At 39.0% G+C, this 26,292-nt stretch carries 30 protein-coding genes and 1 rRNA gene (1 of these 31 only partly in view); 28 read left to right on the top strand and 3 right to left on the bottom strand.

Translation table 11 applies throughout. From position 1 onward, the window contains the following. Positions 1 to 20 precede the first annotated feature (20 nt). From rpsE to QUG14_RS17320, 20 genes are all read left to right on the top strand, one after another. Complete coding sequence (rpsE, locus tag QUG14_RS17415) at positions 21 to 521, top strand: 30S ribosomal protein S5 (RefSeq protein ID WP_081954368.1); 501 nt, start codon at positions 21 to 23, stop codon at positions 519 to 521. 13 nt (positions 522 to 534) lie between these two features. Continuing rightward, positions 535 to 717, top strand: coding sequence for a 50S ribosomal protein L30 (rpmD, locus tag QUG14_RS17410; protein ID WP_221830892.1), 183 nt, complete (start codon positions 535 to 537; stop codon positions 715 to 717). A gap of 32 nt (positions 718 to 749) precedes the next feature. Then, entirely contained in the window at positions 750 to 1,190 is a 441-nt protein-coding gene (gene rplO, locus QUG14_RS17405; protein WP_095250614.1) for a 50S ribosomal protein L15, read from the top strand. Then, a complete protein-coding gene (gene secY, locus QUG14_RS17400) occupies positions 1,190 to 2,488 on the top strand; it encodes a preprotein translocase subunit SecY (protein ID WP_289341743.1) in 1,299 nt (432 codons plus the stop codon). Before rplO ends, secY begins: the two co-directional genes overlap by 1 nt. Before the next feature lie 59 nt (positions 2,489 to 2,547). Continuing rightward, positions 2,548 to 3,198: an adenylate kinase gene (locus tag QUG14_RS17395; protein WP_289341742.1), complete on the top strand. Its 651-nt coding sequence runs from the start codon at positions 2,548 to 2,550 to the stop codon at positions 3,196 to 3,198. Positions 3,199 to 3,479: 281 nt separating this feature from the next. Continuing rightward, positions 3,480 to 3,698 (top strand): translation initiation factor IF-1, encoded by a 219-nt coding sequence (infA, locus tag QUG14_RS17390; protein WP_007085268.1) that lies wholly within the window; start codon positions 3,480 to 3,482, stop codon positions 3,696 to 3,698. Between the two features lie 36 nt (positions 3,699 to 3,734). Beyond that, entirely contained in the window at positions 3,735 to 3,848 is a 114-nt protein-coding gene (rpmJ, locus tag QUG14_RS17385) for a 50S ribosomal protein L36 (RefSeq protein WP_289341741.1), read from the top strand. 23 nt (positions 3,849 to 3,871) lie between these two features. Further along, positions 3,872 to 4,237 carry a 30S ribosomal protein S13 gene (rpsM, locus tag QUG14_RS17380; RefSeq protein WP_090767670.1) on the top strand — a complete coding sequence of 122 codons (366 nt, stop codon included), beginning with the start codon at positions 3,872 to 3,874 and terminating at the stop codon, positions 4,235 to 4,237. A gap of 21 nt (positions 4,238 to 4,258) precedes the next feature. Continuing rightward, complete coding sequence (rpsK, locus tag QUG14_RS17375; RefSeq protein WP_066072366.1) at positions 4,259 to 4,648, top strand: 30S ribosomal protein S11; 390 nt, start codon at positions 4,259 to 4,261, stop codon at positions 4,646 to 4,648. Positions 4,649 to 4,825: 177 nt separating this feature from the next. Next, complete coding sequence (locus QUG14_RS17370; RefSeq protein ID WP_289341739.1) at positions 4,826 to 5,770, top strand: DNA-directed RNA polymerase subunit alpha; 945 nt, start codon at positions 4,826 to 4,828, stop codon at positions 5,768 to 5,770. 62 nt (positions 5,771 to 5,832) lie between these two features. Continuing rightward, positions 5,833 to 6,195 (top strand): 50S ribosomal protein L17, encoded by a 363-nt coding sequence (rplQ, locus tag QUG14_RS17365; protein ID WP_289341738.1) that lies wholly within the window; start codon positions 5,833 to 5,835, stop codon positions 6,193 to 6,195. 368 nt (positions 6,196 to 6,563) lie between these two features. Then, entirely contained in the window at positions 6,564 to 7,403 is an 840-nt protein-coding gene (locus tag QUG14_RS17360) for an energy-coupling factor ABC transporter ATP-binding protein (RefSeq protein ID WP_289341737.1), read from the top strand. Continuing rightward, positions 7,379 to 8,245, top strand: a complete 867-nt coding sequence (locus tag QUG14_RS17355; protein ID WP_289341736.1) for an energy-coupling factor ABC transporter ATP-binding protein — start codon at positions 7,379 to 7,381, stop codon at positions 8,243 to 8,245. Before QUG14_RS17360 ends, QUG14_RS17355 begins: the two co-directional genes overlap by 25 nt. Beyond that, positions 8,242 to 9,039, top strand: coding sequence for an energy-coupling factor transporter transmembrane component T family protein (locus tag QUG14_RS17350; RefSeq protein WP_289341735.1), 798 nt, complete (start codon positions 8,242 to 8,244; stop codon positions 9,037 to 9,039). Before QUG14_RS17355 ends, QUG14_RS17350 begins: the two co-directional genes overlap by 4 nt. 12 nt (positions 9,040 to 9,051) lie before the next feature. Further along, positions 9,052 to 9,789, top strand: coding sequence for a tRNA pseudouridine(38-40) synthase TruA (gene truA / locus QUG14_RS17345; protein ID WP_289341734.1), 738 nt, complete (start codon positions 9,052 to 9,054; stop codon positions 9,787 to 9,789). Between the two features lie 257 nt (positions 9,790 to 10,046). After that, a complete protein-coding gene (gene rplM / locus QUG14_RS17340) occupies positions 10,047 to 10,484 on the top strand; it encodes a 50S ribosomal protein L13 (protein ID WP_045516499.1) in 438 nt (145 codons plus the stop codon). Between the two features lie 20 nt (positions 10,485 to 10,504). Next, positions 10,505 to 10,897, top strand: coding sequence for a 30S ribosomal protein S9 (rpsI, locus tag QUG14_RS17335; protein WP_283863042.1), 393 nt, complete (start codon positions 10,505 to 10,507; stop codon positions 10,895 to 10,897). A gap of 777 nt (positions 10,898 to 11,674) precedes the next feature. Beyond that, positions 11,675 to 13,360: a serine hydrolase domain-containing protein gene (locus QUG14_RS17330; protein ID WP_289341732.1), complete on the top strand. Its 1,686-nt coding sequence runs from the start codon at positions 11,675 to 11,677 to the stop codon at positions 13,358 to 13,360. Positions 13,361 to 13,387: 27 nt separating this feature from the next. Then, positions 13,388 to 15,460 carry a glycoside hydrolase family 3 protein gene (locus tag QUG14_RS17325; protein WP_289341731.1) on the top strand — a complete coding sequence of 691 codons (2,073 nt, stop codon included), beginning with the start codon at positions 13,388 to 13,390 and terminating at the stop codon, positions 15,458 to 15,460. Between the two features lie 30 nt (positions 15,461 to 15,490). Continuing rightward, positions 15,491 to 16,741, top strand: coding sequence for an exo-beta-N-acetylmuramidase NamZ family protein (locus QUG14_RS17320; protein ID WP_289341730.1), 1,251 nt, complete (start codon positions 15,491 to 15,493; stop codon positions 16,739 to 16,741). 245 nt (positions 16,742 to 16,986) lie between these two features. Here the strand turns inward: QUG14_RS17320 and QUG14_RS17315 are convergent, their stop codons facing one another. Continuing rightward, positions 16,987 to 17,799, bottom strand: coding sequence for a hypothetical protein (locus QUG14_RS17315; RefSeq protein ID WP_289341729.1), 813 nt, complete (start codon positions 17,797 to 17,799; stop codon positions 16,987 to 16,989). 485 nt (positions 17,800 to 18,284) lie between these two features. Between QUG14_RS17315 and QUG14_RS17310 the strand changes: the two genes are divergently transcribed. The 5 genes from QUG14_RS17310 to QUG14_RS17290 all read left to right on the top strand — a co-directional run bounded on the left by QUG14_RS17310 (position 18,285) and on the right by QUG14_RS17290 (position 22,666). Then, positions 18,285 to 18,992: a hypothetical protein gene (locus QUG14_RS17310; RefSeq protein WP_289341728.1), complete on the top strand. Its 708-nt coding sequence runs from the start codon at positions 18,285 to 18,287 to the stop codon at positions 18,990 to 18,992. Between the two features lie 194 nt (positions 18,993 to 19,186). After that, entirely contained in the window at positions 19,187 to 20,029 is an 843-nt protein-coding gene (locus QUG14_RS17305) for a DUF3298 and DUF4163 domain-containing protein (protein ID WP_289341727.1), read from the top strand. A 152-nt stretch (positions 20,030 to 20,181) separates the two neighbouring features. After that, on the top strand, positions 20,182 to 20,625 hold the full coding sequence (locus QUG14_RS17300) for a YbaK family protein (protein ID WP_289341725.1): 444 nt from the start codon (positions 20,182 to 20,184) through the stop codon (positions 20,623 to 20,625). 133 nt (positions 20,626 to 20,758) lie between these two features. Beyond that, entirely contained in the window at positions 20,759 to 21,484 is a 726-nt protein-coding gene (gene cwlD / locus QUG14_RS17295) for an N-acetylmuramoyl-L-alanine amidase CwlD (RefSeq protein ID WP_289341722.1), read from the top strand. Positions 21,485 to 21,610: 126 nt separating this feature from the next. Further along, positions 21,611 to 22,666 (top strand): Mrp/NBP35 family ATP-binding protein, encoded by a 1,056-nt coding sequence (locus tag QUG14_RS17290; RefSeq protein WP_289341721.1) that lies wholly within the window; start codon positions 21,611 to 21,613, stop codon positions 22,664 to 22,666. A gap of 49 nt (positions 22,667 to 22,715) precedes the next feature. Here the strand turns inward: QUG14_RS17290 and gerD are convergent, their stop codons facing one another. Continuing rightward, positions 22,716 to 23,291 (bottom strand): spore germination lipoprotein GerD, encoded by a 576-nt coding sequence (gerD, locus tag QUG14_RS17285; protein WP_289341720.1) that lies wholly within the window; start codon positions 23,289 to 23,291, stop codon positions 22,716 to 22,718. Between the two features lie 153 nt (positions 23,292 to 23,444). Between gerD and QUG14_RS17280 the strand changes: the two genes are divergently transcribed. Beyond that, positions 23,445 to 24,131, top strand: a complete 687-nt coding sequence (locus QUG14_RS17280) for a KinB-signaling pathway activation protein (protein WP_289341718.1) — start codon at positions 23,445 to 23,447, stop codon at positions 24,129 to 24,131. Positions 24,132 to 24,159: 28 nt separating this feature from the next. Here QUG14_RS17280 and pdaB read toward each other — a convergent pair whose 3' ends face one another. Next, a complete protein-coding gene (pdaB, locus tag QUG14_RS17275; protein WP_289341716.1) occupies positions 24,160 to 24,912 on the bottom strand; it encodes a polysaccharide deacetylase family sporulation protein PdaB in 753 nt (250 codons plus the stop codon). 139 nt (positions 24,913 to 25,051) lie between these two features. Between pdaB and QUG14_RS17270 the strand changes: the two genes are divergently transcribed. Next, positions 25,052 to 25,282, top strand: a complete 231-nt coding sequence (locus QUG14_RS17270; protein WP_289341715.1) for a hypothetical protein — start codon at positions 25,052 to 25,054, stop codon at positions 25,280 to 25,282. A 276-nt stretch (positions 25,283 to 25,558) separates the two neighbouring features. Continuing rightward, positions 25,559 to 26,292 (top strand): 16S ribosomal RNA (locus QUG14_RS17265) (it continues 816 nt past the right edge of the window).

Raw genomic sequence — 26,292 nt, 5'->3', positions numbered from 1 at the left:
AAGGAGGGACACATATAATGATACGTCGTATTGATCCAAACAAACTTGAACTAGAAGAGCGCGTTGTAACGGTAAACCGTGTAGCGAAAGTTGTTAAGGGTGGCCGTCGTTTTCGCTTCTCTGCTCTAGTAGTAGTTGGTGATAAAAACGGTCATGTAGGTTTCGGTACTGGTAAAGCTCAGGAAGTACCAGATGCGATTCGTAAAGCAATCGAAGATGCGAAGAAGAACTTAATCGAAGTACCAATGGTTGGAACTACTGTTCCTCACCAAGTAATTGGACGTTTTGGTGCTGGTGAAATTCTTTTAAAGCCTGCTTCTGAAGGTACAGGAGTTATTGCTGGTGGTCCAGTCCGTGCTGTTCTAGAATTAGGCGGGGTAGGAGATATCCTTTCTAAATCTTTAGGAACTAACACTCCAATTAATATGGTACGTGCAACGATTGATGGTTTAAAACAATTAAAACGTGCTGAAGACGTAGCAAAGTTACGTGGTAAATCAGTAGAAGAACTGCTAGGATAAGGAGGGAAATCAAATGGCAAACAAACTATTAATTACCCTCAACCGCAGCGTAATTGGTCGTCCACAAGACCAACGCGCGACAGTTACTGCTCTAGGTTTACGTAAATTAAATCAAACAGTTGAGCACCAAGATAATGCTGCAATCCGCGGTATGATTACGAAAGTCGCTCACCTTGTAACAGTAAAAGAACAATAATTGATTGTTTTCTTTCATAAGGAGGTGCCAATATGAAACTTCATGAATTAAAGCCTGCAGAGGGTTCTCGTAAAGAACGTAAACGTTTAGGTCGCGGTATCGGTTCTGGTCAAGGTAAGACTGCTGGTAAAGGTCATAAAGGTCAAAATGCTCGTTCCGGCGGTGGTGTCCGTCTAGGATTCGAGGGTGGTCAAACACCTTTATTCCGTCGTTTACCAAAACGTGGTTTTACAAATATCAGCCGTAAAGAATATGCAATTGTAAACCTTGATGTTCTTAATCAGTTTGAAGAGGGTACAGAAGTTACTCCAGAACTTCTAATCGAAACTGGTGTTGTTAAGAACGAAAAAGCAGGAATTAAAATTCTTGCAAAAGGGAACGTAGAGAAAAAACTTACTGTTAAAGCTCATAAATTCTCCTCTACCGCCAAAGAAGCAATTGAAGCTGTAGGTGGAACTACTGAGGTGATCTAATGTTCCAGACAATCTCCAATTTTATGCGCGTGGCTGAAATTAGAAGAAAAATCATTTTTACTCTTTTAATGTTAATCGTATTTCGACTTGGCAGTTTTATTCCTGTTCCAAATGTAAATGCTGAAATTTTGGCAGCACAAGATAAATTAAGTGTATTTGGGATTTTAAATACTTTTGGCGGTGGAGCGTTGCAAAACTTCTCCATTCTTGCTATGGGTATTATGCCATACATCACTGCTTCCATTATTATTCAGCTTTTACAAATGGATGTTGTTCCGAAGTTTACGGAATGGTCCAAACAGGGTGATGCTGGACGTCGAAAGTTAGCTCAGTTTACCCGTTATTTCACGATTGTCTTAGGTTTTATTCAAGCTTTAGGTATGTCTTATGGCTTTAATAGTATGGCTAGCGGACAATTGATTAACAATCCTGGAATTGGTACTTATTTATTAATAGCAGTTGTTTTAACTGCTGGTACTGCATTTCTGATGTGGCTAGGAGAGCAAATTACCGAAAAGGGTGTTGGAAATGGTATTTCCATCATCATCTTTGCTGGTATCGTTGCAAGTATTCCTAATACTGTAAATCAGATCTATGTACAGCAGTTTGAAAATGCTGGTGAGCAATTATTCCTCCGTATTATTACGGTTCTTTTAATTCTTCTAGCTGTAATTGCAATTGTTGTAGGTACTATTTTCATCCAACAGGCAACAAGAAAGATTCCAATTCAGTATGCGAAACAAAGAGCTATTAATGGTCGTAATGCAGGGGCTGGGCAGTCAACACATATGCCGTTAAAAGTTAATGCTGCTGGAGTTATTCCTGTAATCTTTGCAGTTTCCTTTATTGTAACACCAAGAACCGTTGCCTCATTCTTTCCAACGAATGATGTAACACTTTGGATTACAAGAGTATTTGATTATTCCCACCCAATTGGGATGACTCTATATGCTGCACTGATTATCGCTTTCACGTATTTCTATGCTTTTATTCAGGTTAATCCTGAACAAGCTGCAGAAAATTTACAAAAACAAAGCGGCTATATCCCTGGTATTAGACCAGGCAGGAGTACACAGGAATACTTAACACGCGTATTATACCGTTTAACTTTTGTAGGTGCACTTTTCTTAACAGTTATTGCGGTTCTTCCTATTATCTTTATTGAAGTAGCGAACCTTCCGCAATCAGCTCAAATTGGGGGAACGAGTTTGCTAATCGTAGTAGGTGTTGCACTTGATACGATGAAACAACTTGAAGCGCAGTTAGTTAAACGTCATTATAAAGGCTTTATCAAATAAGAAGGTTTAGGGGACATAAGTTCCCTCTAAACCCATAAATAGCACGAGGGGGAACACGTGTGAATTTAGTATTAATGGGGCTTCCTGGTGCTGGAAAAGGTACTCAGGCCGAACAAATCGTCGAACAATACGGCATCCCTCATATCTCTACTGGAGATATGTTCCGTGCAGCGATGAAAGAAGGAACAGAACTAGGGTTAGAGGCTAAGTCTTTCATGGACAAAGGTGAACTTGTTCCTGATGAAGTAACAATCGGCATTGTTCGTGAACGTTTAAGTAAGGAAGACTGTAAAAACGGTTTTCTATTAGATGGTTTTCCTAGAACTGTACCTCAAGCAGAAGCATTGGAAAATCTATTATCTGATTTAGATAAAAAGATTGATTATGTTATCAATATAAATGTTGATAAAAGTATACTAATGGATCGTTTGACGGGTCGTCGTATCTGTAAAGAATGTGGATCAACTTATCATTTAGTTTTTAATCCTCCTGCAAAAGAGGGCGTTTGCGATAAATGTGGTGGAGAACTCTACCAAAGAGCAGATGATAATGCTGAAACTGTTCAAAACCGTTTAGATGTCAATATCAAACAACAAGAACCATTGCTTACTTTTTATGAAACAAAAGGATACCTGCGTACGATTGATGGTCAGCAGGACATTAATATAGTATTTGCTGATATCCAGCAATTGGTTAGGGACTTACGTTAATGGCCATTAGTTTAACCGTACGATCGACTCTCGAACATCTCTTCAATATTATTCAAAAGTATGTGGATGTAAATGGCTTTTCTATTGTACTGAGTATGTAGGACCGAGAGTTGGGCAAGACTTACATGTGGAATTGAATTCCTAAATCATGTAGAATTTACTTGCGGACAGAATATGAACATTATGATAATATTATAAGGTTGCTATTGTTTTGTACGAGTGAAAAGAATTTGCTATGCATTTTCGAACATAATTGTTGAAATGAGAAGGGAGACGAATTAATGGCCAAAGATGATGTAATTGAAATTGAAGGTAAAGTAATTGAAACTTTGCCAAATGCAATGTTTAAGGTAGAATTAGAAAATGGTCATACCGTGCTAGCTCATGTTTCTGGTAAAATCCGAATGCACTTCATTCGCATCCTTCCGGGTGACAAAGTTACTGTCGAGCTTTCTCCATATGACTTAACACGCGGAAGAATTACTTACCGCTTTAAATAATTGCTTGCACTCCGTATTACTAAGGAGGTTAGGATAATGAAAGTAAGACCATCTGTTAAACCGATCTGCGAAAAGTGCAAAGTTATCCGTAGACGCGGTAAAGTCATGGTTATCTCTGAAAACCCTAAACATAAACAAAAACAAGGTTAATCTTGAAGGAGGTGCGCTCATTTATGGCACGTATTGCTGGTGTAGATATTCCACGTGAAAAACGTGTAGTTATCTCTTTAACTTACATTTATGGTATTGGTAAAAATACTGCACAAAAAGTATTAGCAGATGCTGGTGTTTCTGAAGATACTCGAGTGCGTGATTTAACTGAAGACGAACTAAACAAAATCCGTGATATCATCGACAAATTAAAAGTTGAAGGTGACCTTCGCCGTGAAATTTCTCTTAACATTAAGCGTTTAATGGAGATTGGCTGCTACCGCGGATTACGTCATCGTCGTGGTTTACCGGTTCGTGGACAAAACACGAAAAACAACGCTCGTACACGCAAAGGTCCTCGTAAGACTGTTGCGAACAAGAAGAAGTAATCGGCAAAGGAGGTTATTTAAATGGCACGTAAAACTAATACACGTAAACGTCGTGTTAAAAAGAATATTGAACAAGGTATTGCTCATATCCGTTCAACATTTAACAATACAATCGTAACAATTACTGATGTACATGGTAATGCAATTTCTTGGTCAAGTGCTGGTGCGCTTGGATTTAGAGGTTCTCGTAAATCTACTCCATTCGCAGCACAAATGGCAGCTGAAACTGCAGCTAAAACATCTATTGAACACGGTATGAAAACTCTTGAAGTTACAGTTAAAGGACCTGGTGCAGGTCGTGAGGCTGCTATTCGTGCATTGCAAGCTGCAGGTCTTGAAGTAACAGCTATTAAAGACGTTACTCCTGTTCCTCATAACGGATGCCGTCCACCAAAACGCCGTCGTGTTTAATTTTTCTGTATAGAATTTGTATCCTGCGTCAATAATGGGATATGATACTAATTTTTCCATTCATACAGAGAAGTTATTCCAGTTGTTGTGCACAAAACGGGAACGTATACATGGGGGAATTTCGATTAGCTTTATTAACTAGTCGAGGTTTTCGACGTTTTGAAGGAGGGTTATTTGATGATCGAAATAGAAAAACCAAAAATCGAAACGGTTGAGATCAACGATGATGCCAAGTACGGGAAGTTCGTCGTAGAACCACTTGAGCGTGGATATGGTACCACTTTGGGTAACTCCTTACGTCGTATCCTATTATCTTCACTCCCAGGTGCCGCTGTTACATCGATTCAGGTCGATGGGGTACTTCATGAGTTCTCAACAATTGAAGGCGTCGTAGAGGATGTAACATCCATCATTTTAAACATTAAAAAATTAGCTTTAAAAATCTATTCTGATGAAGAGAAAACTCTTGAGATTGATATTCAAGGTGAAGGTCCTGTTAAAGCTGGAAACATTACTCACGATAGTGATGTTGAAATTTTAAATCCAGATCTTCATATTGCTACATTATCTTCAAGTGGTCATCTTCGCATGCGTTTAACTGCTAAGCGTGGTCGTGGTTACACACCTGCTGAGCAAAATAAGCGTGAAGATCAGCCAATTGGTGTAATTCCGATTGATTCTATTTTCACTCCTGTTTCACGTGTGTCCTATCAGATAGAAAATACTCGTGTGGGTCAAATGACAAACTATGATAAGCTAACGCTTGATGTTTGGACAGATGGAAGCACAGGGCCAAAAGAAGCTATTGCTCTTGGTTCAAAAATTTTAACCGAGCATTTAAATATCTTTGTTGGTTTGACTGACGAAGCACAAAATGCGGAGATTATGATCGAAAAAGAAGAGGATCAAAAAGAAAAAGTCCTTGAAATGACGATCGAAGAACTTGATTTATCAGTTCGTTCATATAACTGCTTAAAGCGTGCAGGAATCAATACTGTTCAGGAATTAGCTAATAAGACTGAAGAGGACATGATGAAAGTACGTAACTTAGGCCGCAAATCACTTGAAGAAGTGAAGGCGAAACTAGAAGAGCTTGGATTAGGCTTGCGTAAGGATGACTAATAGGTCATTTCCTACTTTATAACTAATCCGTTTAATGACTTCAACAAAGGAGGGAACCCTTCATGGCATACAGAAAGTTAGGACGCACAAGCGCACAGCGTAAAGCTATGCTTCGTGATTTAACTACAGACTTAATTATCAATGAGCGCATTGAAACAACAGAAACTCGCGCGAAGGAACTTCGTGGTACTGTTGAGAAAATGATCACTTTAGGTAAACGTGGTGACTTACATGCTCGTCGTCAAGCTGCTTCTTACGTTCGTAATGAAGTTGCAGATGCTGAAAATGGTACAGATGCACTACAAAAGCTTTTCACTGACATCGCTCCACGTTATCAAGAGCGCCAAGGTGGATATACTCGTATTATGAAACTTGGGCCACGCCGCGGCGATGGTGCACCAATGGTAATCATCGAGTTAGTTTAATACCTTAAACAGACAACAAGGGCGCTGGACAGTTTAGTTACAAACTTGTTCTTGAGCCCTTTTTCTGTATAAAATCTAATAATGTACGAACCAAGCCAAAAAGAGTGTTATGATGAGCGTGACCCTAATTGATTAGGGCACAGTCGGGAGAATTCCTTCTCCTTGGAAAGATGAATGAAAGCCTTTTATTTCACTTTTTCACGTCTCGTCTAGCTCATGCACCTCCTCCCATTTCTTTTTAGAAATCCCGTTTAAGCGCAGAATTTATTCGTTATTCTGCCTGAGGGACGAGGTGCAGGCTTTTTTTGTATTTCTAAAAGCTTAGCATAGAAACGTTTGAATAGGTGAGATGAGAGGAGAAGTTTTATATGAGGAAGACCGTTGTATCATTAAAGAATGTGTCTTTTCAATATGAAAGCCAAAGCAGCTATGCTCTTCAGAATGTCAGTTTTGACATCTTTGAGGGGGAGTGGTTAGCAATTGTAGGTCATAATGGGTCAGGTAAATCTACGACTGCGAAACTTTTAAATGGGTTACAATTCCCGCAGCAGGGTGAGATTTCAGTTTGTGGAATCGATCTAAATGAAGAGTCCATTTGGGAGATAAGAAAGAAATTAGGAATGGTGTTCCAGAACCCTGATAATCAGTTTGTTGGTACAACTGTTCAGGATGATGTGGCTTTTGGTTTAGAAAACAATGGAATCCCAAGGGATGATATGATCTTAAGGGTTGAGGATTCTTTGAAAAAAGTTAAAATGGAACAATTTCTTAATCAAGAGCCGCACCATCTTTCTGGAGGACAAAAACAGCGTGTTGCAATTGCAGGTGTTCTTGCATTGAGACCGTCCATCATTATTCTAGACGAAGCGACTTCAATGCTTGATCCAAAAGGGAGAGCCGAAGTTTTAGAGACTGTGCGGGTTTTAATGGATGAGAAGTCACTCACTGTCATTTCGATTACTCATGATTTGGAAGAAGCGGCAAAAGCAGATAGAATTATTGTGATGAATCAAGGACAAGTATATCGCGAGGGTACTCCTGAAGACATATTTACAATGGATGAAGAGTTGGTTCAGCTAGGACTTGATATTCCTTTCTCTATAAAAATGAGTAACGAATTCCGTCAAAAAGGGATTAGGCTATCGAAGCACTATTTATCGGAAGAAGAGTTGGTGAATGAGCTATGGACATTTCGCTCCAAAATATAGAGTACCGTTACCAAGCAAACACTCCTTTTGAACGTTTGGCGATTAAAGATGTGTCTATTGACATTCCATCTGGGACATACATGGCTATAATCGGCCATACTGGTTCAGGAAAGTCTACTGTCTTGCAGCATTTAAATGCCCTGTTACTTCCGACAGAAGGTACTGTATTGATTGGTAATCATGAAGTTAGGGCGAAGCAAAAGAATAAGAACTTAAGGCAGATTAGACAACGAGTGGGGATTGTTTTTCAATTTCCTGAACATCAGTTGTTTGAGGAAACAGTCGAAAAGGATATTATTTTTGGACCAATGAATTTTGGTGTTTCCGAACGTGAAGCAAAAGAGAGAGCGCGATTGGCTCTATCTCAAGTTGGACTTTCAGAAGAGATACTAGAAAAGTCTCCATTTGATTTGTCTGGCGGTCAAATGCGTCGTGTGGCCATTGCTGGTGTCCTTGCAATGGAGCCTGATTGTCTAGTTCTAGACGAGCCAACGGCAGGTTTAGACCCCCGCGGTCGTAAAGAAATAATGGACATGTTTTATACACTTCATAAAGAGAGAAACTTATCTACGATCCTTGTAACTCATAGTATGGAGGATGCTGCAAGGTATGCGGATCAGATTGTCATTATGAAGCAAGGTCATGTCGTAAAGCAAGGTACACCTATTGAAATATTCTCATCCGTTAAGGAACTTGTTGATATGGGGTTGGATGTGCCAGAAGTGGTTCGCTTTCAACTGAGGCTGGAAGAAAAGTTAGGGCTGAAATTAGGGACAACGTATCTATCAATTGAGGAACTTTCAACAGCTGTTGCCCAAATGTTAAGGGGGGCACCAGTATGATGGAAAAAATGATTATTGGGAGATATGTACCCGCAGAAAGTTTAGTTCATCGACTTGACCCACGATCAAAGTTGATCATTATTTTCTTATTTGTTTGTATTATTTTTCTTGCAAATAATTTGCTCACTTATGTACTTATTGGTATTTATACATTTTTAATGCTTGGTTTATCTCGAATTCCCTTTCGGTTTTTATATGCCGGCCTAAAACCAGTCCTCTGGTTAGTGTTATTTACCTTGCTCTTACAGGTTTTCTTTACGAAAGATGGGAATTTACTGTATGAATTAGGTCCAGTAAAGATATATGAAGAAGGAGTTAGGCAGGGGATTTTCATTTCTATGAGATTCTTTTTCTTAATATTAATGACCAGCCTGCTTACATTAACAACTACCCCAATTGAAATAACCGATGGGTTGGAAACACTTTTAAAACCATTGAACAAGGTTCGTTTTCCTGTACATGAAATGGCACTAATGATGTCTATTTCTCTACGATTTATACCGACACTAATGCAAGAAACCGACAAGATTATGAAGGCGCAAATAGCTAGAGGTGTAGAGTTCTCAAGTGGTCCTGTTAAGGAAAGAATTAAAGCTGTTATTCCTTTACTTATCCCTTTGTTTGTCAGTTCATTTAAGCGTGCAGAGGAACTCGCTATTGCAATGGAAGCAAGAGGATACCGTGGTGGTGAAGGAAGAACTAAATACCGCCTATTGAGTTGGAAATTTGCTGATACTTTCCAACTACTGATTCTTGTAATTTTAACGATATTATTAATTCTATTACGTTCATGATGGAGCTAAATAATGAATCGCTATAAATGCATTATTTCGTATGATGGTTCTGGTTATTCTGGATACCAGGTTCAACCTAATAAACGCACCGTTCAAAGTCAAATAGAAGCGGTATTAGCTAAAATTCATAAAGGCAGCCATGTAAAAATTTCGGCTTCTGGAAGAACGGATGCTGGGGTCCATGCAAAAGGTCAAGTGATTCACTTTGATTCTCCGCTATCTCTTTTAGAGGAGAAATGGGGATTAGCCTTAAATTCTATGTTACCAGAAGATATCTCTGTAGTAGCTGTTGAAAAAGTGGACCCGGCCTTCCATGCTCGTTTTGATGCAGAAGGCAAGGAATATCGCTATTTTCTATACCAATCTCCCAAAAGAGATCCATTTCAAAGAAACTATGCTTTTCACTATCCTTACCCTTTAAACCTAGAGGACATGAGAGAAGCATACAAATATCTATTAGGAACTCACGATTTTTCAAGTTTTTGCTCTGCAAGAACGGAAGTGAAAGACAAGGTTAGAACAATCGAGACCATTGAAATTTCACAAGAAGGAGATCGTGTTTGCTTTCGATTTATCGGAAATGGTTTTTTATATAATATGGTTAGAATTTTAGTAGGAACCTTGCTCGAAGTTGGCTCTGGAAAGCGGCAGCCAAAGGATATAATGGAAATTCTAGAAAAAAAGGATCGCAGCTATGCAGGGAAAACCGCACCAGGACAGGGTTTGTATCTTTGGAAGGTATATTATTAAATAAATTTTTACTAACAACACAACCTGGTGTAACATTTTCTTGACTTTTAGCTCTAAAGAACTTATTATATTATATGGTTGTGTTTTTAATCCCACGATTAAGCCCCGGAAAGTCTTCATCGTGATTGAAAATATATGAACTTAAAAAATTGACGCACAATGACGTTACAGTTTATTCCCGGAACAGAACAAACTTTTAACGGCTATGATGGTGCGAAAAAATAATCTTTAATGGATTTAAATTAGGAGGGAAATTCATGCGTACAACGTTTATGGCTAACGCCAACAATATCGAGCGTAAATGGTACGTGATTGATGCTGAAGGCAAAACTCTTGGACGTCTTGCTTCTGAAGTAGCAGCAATCTTACGTGGTAAAAATAAACCAACTTTTACACCACATGTTGACACTGGTGATCATGTTATCATTCTTAACGCTTCTAAAGTTGAATTAACTGGTAAGAAATTAACTGACAAGATCTACTACCGTCACACTATGCATCCAGGTGGTTTAAAAACTAGAACTGCTCTTGAAATGCGTACGAACTATGCTGAGAAAATGATCGAGCTTGCTGTTAAAGGTATGCTTCCAAAGAATTCTCTTGGCCGTCAAACTTTCAAAAAATTACACGTATATGCTGGCAGCGAACATCCGCACCAAGCACAACAACCTGAAGTTTACGAACTTCGCGGTTAATAAAGAGGGAGGGAATTAACTTGGCACAAGTTCAATATATTGGTACTGGTCGTCGTAAGAGCTCTGTCGCACGCGTGCGCTTAGTTCCAGGTACAGGTAAAATCCTAATTAACGGTCGTGACATCGAAGAGTATATCCCATTTGAAGCTTTACGTATGGTTGTTAACCAACCATTAGTAGCTACTGAAACAAAAGGCAGCTACGATGTTCTTGTAAACGTAAGCGGCGGTGGATACACTGGTCAAGCTGGCGCAATCCGCCACGGTATTGCTCGCGCATTACTACAAGCTGATCCGGAATATCGTCCAACATTAAAGCGTGCAGGTCTATTAACTCGTGACCCACGTATGAAAGAACGTAAGAAATACGGACTTAAAGGCGCTCGTCGTGCACCTCAGTTCTCAAAACGTTAATCTTCGACACTTCAAAGGCTCTCAACCAATTTGGTTGGGAGTCTTTTTTATGTTCAGTTTTTCTAAATAAAGGGGAGCGGTGAAGGACAAAACTCGGGATGTGTTGGGAGGATTTGTTCTTCGTAGGGTGGATGGAGGACAAAACTCAGGATGTGGTAGGAGGATTTGTTCTTCGTAGGGTGGATGGAGGACAAAACTCAGGATGTGGTGGGAAGGTTTGTTCTTCATAGGGTGGATGAAGGACAAAACTCGGGATGTGGTGGGAGGATTTGTCCTTCATAGGGTGATGAAGGACAAAACATAGGATGTGGTGGGAGGATTTGTCCTTTATAGGATAAATGAAGAACAAAACTCAGGATGTGGTGGGAGGATTTGTCCTTCATAGGGTGGATGAAGGACAAATCTCAAGATGTGGTGGGAGGATTTGTCCTTCATATGGTGGATGAAGGACAAATCTCAAGATGCTGCCGGAGGATTTGTCCTCCTTATTTAATAGTTTGAGCTGACTTGTTTTAGTAGGTTGAAACAGGTATCTTTTTAGAGAATTGTATTTACTTTAATCCAAAATGAAATGAAATTTTAAAATTTCAATCCATATTTTAAAAAATAATGCTAAAGACATATATCTAATGACCCGTAAAATGACTGTTATGAGACTTATGTGGTATGGACGATTGTGAGCCATAACCGATATGCTTTTACTATAACTTGTAAGCGTTACCAGTATTTTGGTATACATAGGGGTAATCCCGTCTAAAATTCATTCAAGGAGGGCATATGAAAAGTAAAACGCTTATGATAACGGCAGTGTGTACGGTGCTGTTAGGTACACCAACTGTATTTGCAAACTATGAGCTTCCTTTTGGTCCCACAATGGAAAAGGAAGAGAAACTGACAATCCCATCTAAGAAACCACACCCTGTCTTTAAATGGAATGCAACTGACATTCCTATTTCAAATGTACTCCATCCAAGCTCTGCAGGAGGAGCAGGAATGGTACAAGCTCCGCTTCAGCAAATCGATCAAATTATGAACCAAGCCATTTCACAAAAATTGATGCCAGGCGCTGTCACACTTGTAGCAAGGGCTGGGAAAGTTGTTAAACATGATGCATACGGCTATTCTTCCCTGTATACAGATGGTAAGTTCACCGAGATGGAGAATCCTATCCCAATGGAAACTGACACGATCTTTGACTTGGCGTCTATCAGCAAGATATTCACCGCTACAGCCGTCATGATTCTTTTTGAAAAAGGATACTTCCATCTTGATGATCCAGTGGCTAAACATATCCCAGAGTTTGCTTCCAACGGGAAGGAAAATGTAACAATTCGTCAGTTACTAACCCATACGTCCGGGTTCACTGCATGGATACCATTATACTCACAGGGGACATCAAGAGAAGAAAGGCTGAAGTTGGTATTAAACCAATCATTGAAGAATGCACCCGGAACCACATACGAATATAGCGATTTAAACATGATTACGTTAGGAATGTTAATTGAGCATTGGTCTGGTACTCGCCAGGATGAGTTCGTTCGGGAGCACATCACAGAACCTTTAGGGATGAAGGATACGATGTATAACCCACCAACTGCTTTGAAACACCGCATTGCGGCGACTGAGTATCAGGCAATACCAAATCGCGGTCTTGTCTGGGGCGAAGTTCATGATGAGAATGCTTGGTCGTTGGATGGTGTGGCCGGTCATGCTGGCGTGTTCTCAACTGCAAATGACCTCGCTAAACTTGCCCATATTTTTATAAATGAAGGAGTGTATGGCGGCAAAAAAATCTTGAAGCCTGAAACCGTACAGTTACTGTTGCAAAATCAGAACTCTGCATACCCTGGGAATGACCATGGGCTTGGATGGGAATTGGGTCAGGGTTGGTATATGGATGCATTGTCAGAAGGTACATACTCTTTTGGTCATACAGGGTATACAGGGACATCAATTGTAGTTAGCCCAAACAATAAAACCATTGCTATTTTATTGACCAACCGAGTCCATCCGTCAAGAAGTATGGGATCAATTAACCAAACCCGACGCTTATTTGCAAGACATGTAGCGGATTCGATTCCAGTCACCATCCCTGGTAAGAGTGATGCGTGGTTTGCAGGTTACGGCGACAAGCTAAATCGAATAATGGAAAGTGATCTTCATTTATCTAATGATACCAAACTCACCTTTACCACTTGGCATATGATTGAGAATGTCTGGGATAGTGGTTCTGTAGAAATTTATAGAGATGGCAGTTGGCAGCAGCTTACCCTATTAACAGGCACAAGTAATGGCTGGGAAAAGAAAGAATTGGCTATACCTGGTGATGCGACGAAATTGCGTTTTGTTTATCGTACGGATGGATCTGCAAATTCCCGTGGATGGTATATTCAGAATCCAAAATTCGAATCAGGAAATGCCCTTCGATTTTCTAAAAATGAATGGGAGTTAAGAGATTATTAAATAAAGAATTCCTTGAGGAGGAGAAACATGCGAAAATTTTTTAAAACATTAATTACTTCGGTTCTAGCATTTGCTCTGTTGTTAACAGGGATTCCATTGTCAGGGGCGAGGGCTGCTTTGGAAATTGAAGATTTAGTGATAGACCTTAATGTTCCACAAGTTACACGGGAAGTAAGTGATAACAAGCTTGATTTAAATGCACTCCATGTATATGATGATGACCGCTTTATGCTGGCATCTGAGAACCTAACTTGGAAATCATCCAATAAGAAAGTTGCATCTATATCTAAAGATGGAGAAGTAACCTTAACCGGTCACAATGGTAAAACATTTATATCTGTTAGCGATGGCAGCTACAGCGATAGAATTTCGATTCAATACAAAGGCAACCAAGACAAAATCGTTGTTCGAAAAGAAAAAGGCAAACGATATGACCTCATTGGAAATGCCATCAAGCACATGAGCATGGAGGAAAAGGTCGGACAAATGATAATGCCTGACTTTAGAACTTGGAAGGGTCAGAATGTAACAGTAATGAACGATGAAATTGCCAAACTTGTAAAGGATTATCATCTTGGCGGTGTGATATTATTCCGTGAAAATACGGTGACTGCTGATCAAACAACTAAATTAGTCAGTGCCTATCAAGATGCTGCGGAAAAGTACGGACTGCTAATTTCCATTGACCAGGAAGGCGGAATCGTTACACGTTTGCAAACTGGTACCGATATGCCAGGAAATATGGCACTGGGAGCAACTCGCTCTGAAGAAACTGCCGAAAAGGTTGGTAAAGCGATTGGCGAAGAGCTGAATGCACTTGGTATTAATATGAATTTTGGACCAGTGTTGGATGTAAACAACAATCCAGATAATCCGGTAATTGGTGTTCGTTCTTTCGGTGAGAATCCTGATTTAGTTGGAAAATTAGGCAACGCCTATATTAAAGGCCTTCATGAGACGGGAACAGCGGCAACTGCAAAGCATTTTCCAGGTCATGGTGACACAGCAGTTGATTCGCATATAGGACTTTCAGAAGTACCACATGATATTGACCGTTTGAAAAAAGTGGAATTATATCCGTTCCAACAGGCAATGGATGCGGGAATTGATGCTATTATGACAGCACACGTGACCTTCCCGAAAATTGATGATACGAAAGCTATTTCTAAAAAGGATGGAACAGAAATTGCAGTACCTGCAACGCTCTCTCATAAAGTATTAACCGGGCTAATGCGCGAAGATATGGGCTTTAAGGGAGTGATTGTTACCGATGCGATGAACATGGGGGCTATCTCAGAGCATTTCGGACCAGTTGACGCGGCCATCCGTGCCGTTAAAGCAGGAGCGGACATACTCCTCATGCCAGTTGGAATTGAGGCTGTGGCAAATGGTCTCTACGAGGCGGTTAACTCTGGCGATATATCAGAAGATAGACTGGAGCAATCAGTTGAGCGAGTTTTAACCTTGAAACTAAATAGAAGTATTGTTAAGCCTGAGGTAGAAAAGAGTCTGGATGAAAAGGCAGCAAATGCACTGCAGGTGGTAGGCTCACCTGAGCATAAAGCCATTGAGAAAGAAGCAGCGGAAAAGTCGATCACACTGGTGAAAAATGATGCTGTGCTTCCGCTCAATGTTTCTCCTGAAGATAAGATTGTTGTCGTTGGTGGTTCTGGATTCTCCATCCAACTGCTTGCAGGAGAGATCCAAAAACACCATCCTGCCGCCGTTTATATAAATGCTTCAGGTCCGCTTAATACCGCACAACTAGCACAAGTACAGGATGCAAAATACATCATTGTCGGAACCTACACCTCAAGTGTTAGCGGCAGGGCCCAAGACGCTAGTCAAATGGTAATGACAAGACAACTGATTGAAACTGGGGTTCCTGTAGTTGCAGTTGGTGCGAGAAATCCGTATGACGTTATGTCCTATAAGGATGTAGACGCCTATCTTGTTCAATACGGTTTTAAACCGGCAAGCTTTGAGGCAACAGCAAACACGATATTTGGTAAAAACAATCCAACTGGAAAACTGCCAGTAACGATTTACAACCATGATGGCAGTGTATTATATGGATTTGACCACGGATTAGGATATTAGGTTAGGAATAGATAAAAGGGAGGGATACTATTGAAAAAGTTGCTTATAGGTTTAGTGGCGCTCGTTCTACTACTTTCTACTGTTTCTGCAGCCATGGCCAAGAACGATAAAGAGAAAAAGAATAAAAAGTTCCGTTTAGGCATCGAGGTCTTGTTGCAGGATGAACTTGATCTGATAAAGGATAAACGCGTTGGTTTGATCACCAATCCAACCGGAGTGGATCAGAACGTTACGAGCATTGTAGATTTACTCTTTAATAATCCCGAAGTGAACCTGACTGCTCTTTACGGTCCTGAGCATGGTGTAAGAGGAAGTGCACAAGCAGGTGCATATGTTGAACAATATACGGATGAAAAAACAGGACTTCCTGTATACAGTTTATATGGAAAGACCAAAAAGCCAACGCCTGAAATGCTTAGCAATGTAGATGTATTGTTATTTGATATCCAAGATGTCGGGACACGTTTTTACACGTACATTTATACAATGGCGTTAGCTATGGAAGCGGCAAAGGAAAATAATATTCCGATTATTGTTCTTGACCGGCCGAATCCAATTAGCGGAACCAAAGTCGAAGGACCAGTATTAGAGGATAAGTACTCGTCATTCATTGGTGAGTACCCGATACCAGTACGTCATGGTATGACTGTAGGAGAATTAGCCAAGCTTTTTAATAGTGAATTTGAAATTGGAGCAGATTTAACCGTGGTGGAAATGGAAGGCTGGAAGCGGAATATGTATTACGATGAAACGCCATTAGAGTGGGTCCTTCCGTCACCGAACATGCCAACATTAGAAACTGCTATCGTCTACCCAGGGGCTGCTCTCATTGAAGGAACCAATGTATCCGAGGGGAGAGGTACAACCAAGCCATTTGAATTGATTGGAGCACCGTTTATCAATAGCGACAACTTGGCAGCGAAGTTAAACTCATACAAATTGCCTGGAGTCACATTCCGTGCAGCGTCATTTATTCCGACTTTCTCGAAACATGCGAATGTGTTAAGTCATGGTGTTCAAATTCATATCACAGACAGAGATGCATATAAACCGTTTGAAACAGGATTATACATCGTAAAAACAATACATGATATGTATCCAAATGAATTTCAATTTAGAACACCTAGTGCAGCAGGAATCTCTTTCTTCGATAACCTTGTCGGTAATGGTTCGATCCGTGCTGATATTGAAGCAGGGAAAAGTATTGAGGATATGAAAGCAGCATGGCAGACTGGTTTGGATGAATTTAAAGAGGTTCGTGAGAAGTTTTTATTATATTGATTGATGCGAGGAGACTTTCTTTTTGGAGGTCTCCTTTTGCAGCAAATTTAATCAACAAACTGAATAAAGTAGAAAAATCGCTGAACAAGTCGAAGTTTGTATTTTCAGGGAAATAATAAACTATTTTTGTTGAATTATGATAATATACGGAAACCGGATGGTCATGAAGTTCCATAACCAAACCTATGTGAGGGTTAATCCGGAGTAAAAGAAAAAGGGCTTTAGAAGGCCCTTTAATCAAACATTCAAATATCAAATTCTTTTCGAAGCCCAATTATATATGAACTGTCTACCCCTAGTTGTTCTGCTAAAATCATTTCATTCGCATTTGGGTTCTGTTTCAACAATTTTTTAAGCTTTTTCTTTTGAGCTTTGCGGTCTTTTTTTAGCACAGAATTTTCTTCTTTAACAATTGGCTCTGTTTTCAATACCAATTTTTCTTCTTTAGTTTCCGACTCTGCTGTCAACACTTGAGTGTTCGACTCTGCTTTCAGCGCAGAACTTTCTTCAGCTAGTGATTCACTTTTTTGAGTGGTTAATAGTGATACTTCCCGGATTAACGAATCAAGTTTTTCTTTGTACTCTCCAAGCAATGTTTCTTGACTTTCATTTGTTGCTTTCATTTCTTCTACTTGTTTATTAAGTTCTGCAATTTCCTTTTTACTGTTTTCTAGACTTACAGCAAATGACGTGATTATTTGTTCTTTGGTGCCAATTGCTTCTTTTAGACCTTGTAACTGCATTTCTTGCTCAGCTACTAGAACCCTTAACTCCCCAATCAAACTTTTTTCATTAGTTGCTCTCATTTCGGCTATTTGCTTGTGAAGTTCTGCAATTTCATTTTGGCTGTTTTCAAAGCTTGCGGTAATTGAAGCTATATCTCCTTTTTTAGCTTCCAATTTGTCTTTTAAACAAATTTCTCTCTTTATCATGTTCGCCGCTAACTCATTAATACGAGTTGTAAGTGCTCCAAGTTCAGAAATGTCTTGCTGATGAACATCTTCTGCTCCGTTTAAATCAAGAATTTCAGTATCTAAATTGAATGTACTATCTGCCATTCCTTACACTCCCCTTTTGGTTTTCTAGTAAAGTCAAAATAATAATCATAGGATTAAGAAAATCTATCACATACTTATAATAAAATATGATGGTAAATAAAAATTGAATGGACAAGTATCTAAAATTATTGATAAATAGTAAGAAAATTTTGCCTCAAGTCTATTTTGGGTTCCAAAGATAGCAGCAAATGATTGGAAGGATGTTTTATCAAATTTCCATCTTTACATGACAAAAAAGGCACATTATTTTTATTGAATGATAATACGTAAATTCGGACGTTCAAAAAAATCGTATCGATGGGCGATATGCCATGTGAATTAAATCTCGTTAGAGTATATCACTACCCGATACGCCCAACTTTCAGGATAAGGCTTGACAAGTAAAGGGGGAAATCGTCTCTTTTTTATTTGTATCGCTAGGTGATATGGCTCTTGAAAACTCAACTATAACCCTTCATATTTAGAATAAAAAAAGGTGGTCAGATATGCGAAATGATATTCAACCGTTTGAACGCTCTTTCACTTCTAAGGAGGTGGCAGAGGTGGCTGGGATTGCAACACCTACTGTTCGAAAGTATGGACAAATCTTAGAGCGAAATGGCTATGAGTTTTTAAAAGAGGGAGACCGGCGTATCTTTGTTCAATCCGACATGGAAGCCCTTATAGCGTTACGCGATACGGACAAGCCCCTAGACGATACAGCTAAAGATCTTGCATATCAACAAAAAGAAAAATTAAAAGGATTAAATGAAACAGAGATTGCGGTAGCCGATACATATGACAATTTACCTCAAGATCCCAAGCACATAAAAGAGATATTAGCATATTTAGCCAGTGAACTCGTAGCCACGCGTGAAATGAATGTTCAAGTAATAAACGATATTACAGAACTTAAAACTACCGTTTCGAGGCTTAAGCAAGATCATCATGATTTAAGTTCTAACATTTCAAATTCAGCACAAAAAACGCAAGCTAGGATTGAAAAATTATCTGAACAGGAAAAGATCCATTACGAAACATTGCTGGAACAGGAAAAAGAAAAGAGTGAATATTTACAAATAGAATTAGAAAATCTCAAAGAAGAAATGAAAAAAGAGTGGCTTTCTCAAAATGAATTCAATAAACGTTTAGAAAAATCGATTCTAAAACCTAAAGATAGATGGGATTGGATTTTCTCCATATTCCGTAAATAAAGTTCCTAAAGGCCCTAGCGGTGTTCATTAGTTCCTAATGGTTATGTTTATTTCTAAGGTTCCAACCATTTTGGCTGTGATCTTTTTTTGTAAAAATCTTATTCATTTGCTTCCGGTATGAGAATATCAAGCATATATATAGTACGGTCGGTGCATGAAATAATCATGAATTGGAGTACTGGGGGTGGATGTAAATGAATAAGAAGATTTTAAGTCTGTTCATTTTTTTAGTTATTTTATTTTTTTCTTTAATTTTTTATGTTGTAACAATCTTCTTTTTTGGTAGTTCAGAAAATAATGGTGGTGGTGTTACCACGATAATTAATGAAACACCTCCAACAATTCCTGATGAAAACATTGTAGATTTTCCCATTAATCAAAGTGGGAATAATGGAGGTTGTGAAAAACAATCCCAGTCAATTGAAATTATAAAAGCGAAATATCAAGAAACGCTTGATTATCCTAAAACAAGTAATATGCCATTGTCTTGTAAATCTATAGAGGAAAAAATAAATGAGACATTAGAAAAACATATAGACAGTTCGTATCAACACCTTTTACTTCTTGAGGAAGAGGAGAAAAAACAGCGACAGAGATATGAAGAACAAAACGGCCATCCAGTCCCTGAGGAAATGGAGTATATATATTCCTATGAATACCTGGTATCCTATGAGGTTAAGTATAATGAAAATAATCTGCTAAGCGTATTAATATTCGACCATACCTATGCAGGAGGTGCCCATGGTTCGACAAATGTGACATCCTATAACTTTAATGTATCAACAGGAGATCTCATCCTTTTAGGCGATGTCGCCAAAAATGAAGCAAACCTACATGCCATTAAACAATATGTGATCACCGAGTTATCGAAACGAGAAGAGATATTTAGTGAAGATCTTCAGAATGTGACAATCGATAATAATCGTCCGTTTTATTTTACAGCCAATGGAATTTCTATAAAGTTTTTGGAATCAGAAATATCACCTTATGCTGCTGGTATGCCCGAAGTATTTATTCCAAATGAAGTTTTCCCATAAGAGAAAGCAATTGTGGGGATTGAATCCTATTGGAAAGCATCAGTAAAGTTTTGTTTTACCTATTAGGATAAAAATTGGCAATACAAAACGCTTTGTAGGTTGCATTTCTTATGACCTAGGGATGAAGAATAGTCCTAAGAGGTGAAAAGCGAGTGACTGTAATTACAACCTTTAAAGAAAAGCGTCGCGATAAACAATTAAAATACGAGCGGTCCGTACTAAAGGACTTATCCGTAAAAACGCTAAAAGAACGAGTGCAGCAGTATTTTGGCTCAACAAGAATTGCGCAAAGTTTTGTGATGAATACAGGAATTGAAGAGGCTTGTTATGACGTAGCATTGGAAGCCTACTTATTAGGAGCTAAATTCAGTAAATTTGGTTATTATGGTGAAAATATAGATGAGGTACGTAAACGTTGTCATAGAGAAGAAAAACATTTAATTGATACCCTATACAATTTCCTCCTTTATTGGGGGAATGGTGAAGAGGGGACAATGAGTGAAACGCTCTATTACTCCTGTGAGGGCTATATAGATGTATGGTGGAAAGAGGGATATGAAAAGGCCCAAAGACGCCGCAAGCTTCGATTACATTAATATATTGATTAGATCAAGCACCAGGACTATTAATATTCCTGGTGCTTCACTTTCTCATTTCTTCCAAGTTCTAAACAGGTCCCTTGTCCCATATAGTTAAGTGAATAGGGACGAGCGGGAAGGAATGATTTGGGTGTCAAAGAAAAAATTAAAGGTCATTGGTTTTTCTGTTGGTTTACTTCTTCTATTTCTGATTTTGCAATATGATTTTGTCAAAGAAGATACATGGGGAGATTCATGGAATCTTCCCTTATCAGGCAAAATTATATTGCTTGACCCCGGCCATGGCGGCCCAGATGGGGGAGCTGGAAATTCCAAAGCATTAGAGAAAGACATTGCCTTAGATATTTCATTAAAAGTCAGAGATTATTTGCAGGAGCAGGGAGCCTTGGTTGTCATGACCAGAGAAACAGATAGGGATTTAGCAGATGAAGGTACCAAAGGATATAGCAGAAGGAAAGTCGAGGACTTGAAAAAACGGTTGAAAATGATAAACAACTCAGATAATGATTTATTTGTCAGCATTCATTTAAATGCGATTCCATCTTCAAGATGGAGCGGGGCCCAAACTTTTTATGCGCCTCATTTTAAAGAAAATGCTAAAGCGGCAAAATTCATTCAGGATGAACTAATTGTAAATTTGGAAAATACAACGCGAAAAGCGAAGCCAATTAATTCTGTTTATATTTTAAAAAATGCAAAAAAGCCAGGAGTACTTGTAGAAGTAGGCTTTCTATCTAACCCACACGAAAGAGAACAGTTAAAAAAGGAGGCATATCAGGAAAAGATAGCGGCATCAATCTATCAAGGTGTTGTCCGTTATTTCACGAAAGAGAAGGAACTGAAGATAGAAGATTAAAAAAGGTGGTTTTACACCTTCTTTTTTTTGGAATGATAGGGTCAGTGATTCATTTAACTGTTTCTATAAAAAGTTATGGTATACTGAAAACTGGAAACGAATTCATTAGGTGAGGTGTTTGTTTACATGTTAACAGAAGTGAAGGTTAAAGAAGTATTAGGGAGCTTAAAAGAACCATTTTTACATAAAACGTTAGCAGAATTAAATGCTATCGAAGAAATAAAAATTAAAGAAGAAAAAAGCCATGTTAGCGTGAAATTGCAGATTGCAAAGACTGGAACAGCCGAACAATTACAGCTTCAAACACAAGTAGTTAATCTGTTAAAAGAAGCTGGGGCACAAACAGTAGGAATCAGATTTAGTGAGTTACCAGAAAGTGTATTAGCACAACACCGTCAGGCTGCAAGTGAATCGGAAGACAAAGGTTTACTGGCTTCTAATAAAACTACTTTTATCGCTATTGCGAGCGGAAAAGGCGGAGTTGGTAAATCAACAGTATCCGTCAACCTTGCAGTTGCCCTTGCACGACTAGGCAAAAAAGTAGGTTTAGTTGACGCTGATATTTATGGCTTTAGTGTTCCTGATATGATGGGAATCACGAAAAGACCTGTTGTTAGAGGAGAAAAGATCCTGCCTGTTGAGCGATTTGGCGTTAAAGTCATTTCAATGGGCTTCTTTGTAGAAGATAATTCTCCTATCATTTGGCGTGGTCCTATGTTAGGGAAAATGTTAAATAGCTTCTTTAATGAAGTGGAATGGGGAGAAGTTGACTATTTACTATTAGACTTACCTCCAGGTACAGGTGACGTCGCATTGGATGTCCATACGATGCTTCCGGCTTGTAAAGAAGTCATTGTAACAACCCCACATCCCACTGCAGCATTTGTTGCAGCACGTGCAGGTGCAATGGCACTGAGAACAGATCATGAAATTCTAGGGATTATTGAAAATATGGCCTACTTTGAAAGTAAGGTTACTGGTGAAAAGGAATATGTATTTGGTAAAGGCGGCGGTGATAAATTGGCCGAAGACCTGAATACAGAAGTTCTTGGACGTCTTCCTCTCAATCAGCCTGATTGGAATGATGATGACTTTGCTCCATCCGTATATCAGGAAGACCATCAATTAGGAAAAATTTATTTAGAAATTGCAGAGAAAATGACTAGCCTGCTGAAAAAGTAAAAAGAAAGCCTCTTCCGAAAATCGGAAGAGGTTTTTCAGTTATTAGTATTTAAGACTCGCCTTCTTTTTCTTCTTCCTTCTTCGTTGCTTCCGCAGCCTTTAAGAGTAATTCTTGCATTTTTACTTTGAAAAGTGGACTTTCCAGTGTTTCTGAGATGACTGTTTGTAGATGTTCCCGATATTCTTTGCTTTTTAGTGCATCTGCCATTTCCTTTTGAATTTCCGGTTCCTTAAAAACTTCAATCATCATGCCTCTATACTCTGGATCTTTCATCAAATCCTTTAAAAGTTTTTCATTCTCGGTTCTCATGCTTTTTGCTATACCTTGGGCAAACTTTTCATCACTAAAGGTTTTTTTCCAAAACTCAGTGGCGTTTTCTGAAGTGAGTGTTTGCTGGATAGTATCAGATACAACCTTTTGGTCCATAACCAGTGTTTCTTTCATCTTATCGTCAGACATTACCTCTTGGATTGCCTTCTTACCATCATCCGTTTTAAGTATATCCACAACCATCTTTTTTGTGGCTTCATAGTCTACTTGTTCTCCGCCACTCGCTTCTGGAGAGGCACAACTTGATAAAAGCATGGTGAAAAGCAAGAGAGGGATAAGGCTATTTCCTTTCATATAAAAAAGCTCCTTTCACATAAGACTCCTTAATTTTTAGGATGAAGAAAAGAGCGGCAGATTATGCGTGAGGAAATTGAAAAGATGGATTTTTTATATTTGGATTGGTACAATCAGTATGGAATTTATTTTAAATTATTGGAGGATAATGGTGTGACGAGTCGTATTTGGGTTAGGCTGTTCATGACTACGCTATTAATTGGCGTAATTACAACAGCAATTGTAGGCTTTATTATCAATTGGAATGAATATGTGCACTATTTCACCGATTTTCGAATCATCAATATATTATCCGCCCTTTTTTGGTTTATTTTATGGGGCCTTCTTTATAGTGTTATTAGTCAAATGGGCTATTTTGCCTACCTAACTGTCCACCGCTTTGGCTTAGGTATCTTTAAATCTGTTTCACTTTGGAATGGAGTTCAAGTAGTTTTAATTCTATTTGTATTATTTGACCTGGTTTATTTACGTTATGAGACCTTTGCAAATTCAAGGGACAGCGTCATGCCCTATATCGGTCTAGCGGTACTTCTTTTCATTCCTGCTTTAGTTACCGCATGGTTTAAAGCCAAACAAACGAATCGAGAGGCTTTTATTCCAGCACTCTTTTTTATGATTGTAGTAACGGTTATCGAGTGGTTCCCTGTTTTACGTGTTAATGAACATAGCTGGGTTTATTTAATGTTGTTTCCCTTATTGGCATGTAATGCTTATCAATTATTAATACTTCACAAATTAAATCTGAAATCGCAGCAGGAAAGACAGCGGATAGAGAGCAATAAAACAACCAATAAAAGAGGAAATGCTTCAAAAAAAGCGAGCAAAAAACCGTCCATTTAATAAAGTGGACGGTTTTTTCTTTGATTTCTTATTTAATTTCTTTGGATTCTACTGCTCCATTTGCAATTAACTCTGATACAGTGACAAGTTTTAATCCTTTACTTCGGACATCTTGTAGAATCCCTGGTAACGCATTTGCTGTCTGTTTTGCTGAATCGGAAGCGTGGAGGAGTACAATATCTCCTTTATCTGCTTTCTTCACATTAGCAACAATTTGATCAACACCAGGATTGGTCCAATCCTTTGAATCTACACTCCAATGAACCACAGTGTACCCATATCGTTCGGCTATTTTTAAGGAGCGTTCATCAAAATGACCTGTTGGAGCACGCAGAAGCTTTATTTCTTTAATATTTAACTTTCTAAAGGCTTCCTTTGCTTTTGCAATGTCATTTCCGATTTTAACATCTTCTAATTCAGTATAATCCTCATATGCATAGCCAAGGATTCCTATTTCAAATCCTTCCTTAACAATCCGGCTGACAATATCCGGATGCCGCTCTGCCCAAGAACCAGCTAAAAAGAAGGTCGCTGCTTTCACATTTTCTTTTTTTAATGCATCTAAAATGGGTTCTGCCTTTTCATCCCCCCAGCCAATATTAAAGGTAAGAGCTATGTCCTTTTCGCCGCGATAAACGGCCTTAGGTCCATCCTTTGTTGAAAAGACTGGAGATAATGACAGATTACTCATAAATAGAAACAATGCAGTGAAAAAAGCAGCAATTACGACTAAAAGAATTTGTTTAACAGATTTACCTTTCAACACAAAAAAGAAATTCATTTTAACCACCTCGTCCATTGCTATCCTTGTCTCATACCTATGCTCAATTTTAAATTAATATGATTAACAAAATTTAATTATAAATTTTACTAAATTGGAAAAGACTACAATAACTACATCTTACATAAAGGGTGATTCAATGTTTGGGCTTCTCATTAATGAAAAAGAAGTAAAAGAAATGGAATACCTGATAAAGCGAGAGATGGATGAAATATTATTTGATTTAAAAGATGATCGTATTGACCATATAGTAAAACGAGCAATGGAAGAACGGTATAAGATTTTATTTACTTTATTTAGAAGAGTGGCCCCGCCAAATGAGTGTTTAAAATATATGAGACGGGATAATAAAAGCAGGAAAAAGGGATAAATATATTCTTTTTAAAAAAACATGAATAAGTTTAATAAATATCGTTGACTTTTAAATGTTATGTTGGTATATTAATAAACGTCGCTGCTGACGTAAAACAAATTACTTAAAAAAGTTATTGACTTTACTGTGTGGCGATGATATATTAATAAAGTCGCTTTTACGCGAATGATTGAAACTTGTTCTTTGAAAACTAAACAAACAAGAACGTCAACAAACAATTTTTTTAGCTTTTTAAAAAAGCTAAGCCAACGTAACAAATGAGCTATATCAACTTTCTTGGAGAGTTTGATCCTGGCTCAGGACGAACGCTGGCGGCGTGCCTAATACATGCAAGTCGAGCGAATCTTTAGGAGCTTGCTCCTAAAGGTTAGCGGCGGACGGGTGAGTAACACGTGGGCAACCTGCCTGTAAGACTGGGATAACTTCGGGAAACCGGAGCTAATACCGGATAATCCTTTTCCTCTCATGAGGAAAAGCTGAAAGTCGGTTTACGCTGACACTTACAGATGGGCCCGCGGCGCATTAGCTAGTTGGTGAGGTAATGGCTCACCAAGGCGACGATGCGTAGCCGACCTGAGAGGGTGATCGGCCACACTGGGACTGAGACACGGCCCAGACTCCTACGGGAGGCAGCAGTAGGGAATCTTCCGCAATGGACGAAAGTCTGACGGAGCAACGCCGCGTGAGCGATGAAGGCCTTCGGGTCGTAAAGCTCTGTTGTTAGGGAAGAACAAGTATCGGAGTAACTGCCGGTACCTTGACGGTACCTAACCAGAAAGCCACGGCTAACTACGTGCCAGCAGCCGCGGTAATACGTAGGTGGCAAGCGTTGTCCGGAATTATTGGGCGTAAAGCGCGCGCAGGCGGTCCTTTAAGTCTGATGTGAAAGCCCACGGCTCAACCGTGGAGGGTCATTGGAAACTGGGGGACTTGAGTACAGAAGAGGAAAGCGGAATTCCACGTGTAGCGGTGAAATGCGTAGAGATGTGGAGGAACACCAGTGGCGA

The sequence above is a fragment of the Neobacillus sp. CF12 genome, from assembly GCF_030348765.1.
Classification (GTDB): domain Bacteria; phylum Bacillota; class Bacilli; order Bacillales; family Cytobacillaceae; genus Neobacillus.
The sequence above is the reverse complement of the archived record's forward strand: the minus strand, read 5'-3'. Positions and strand labels throughout refer to the sequence as shown.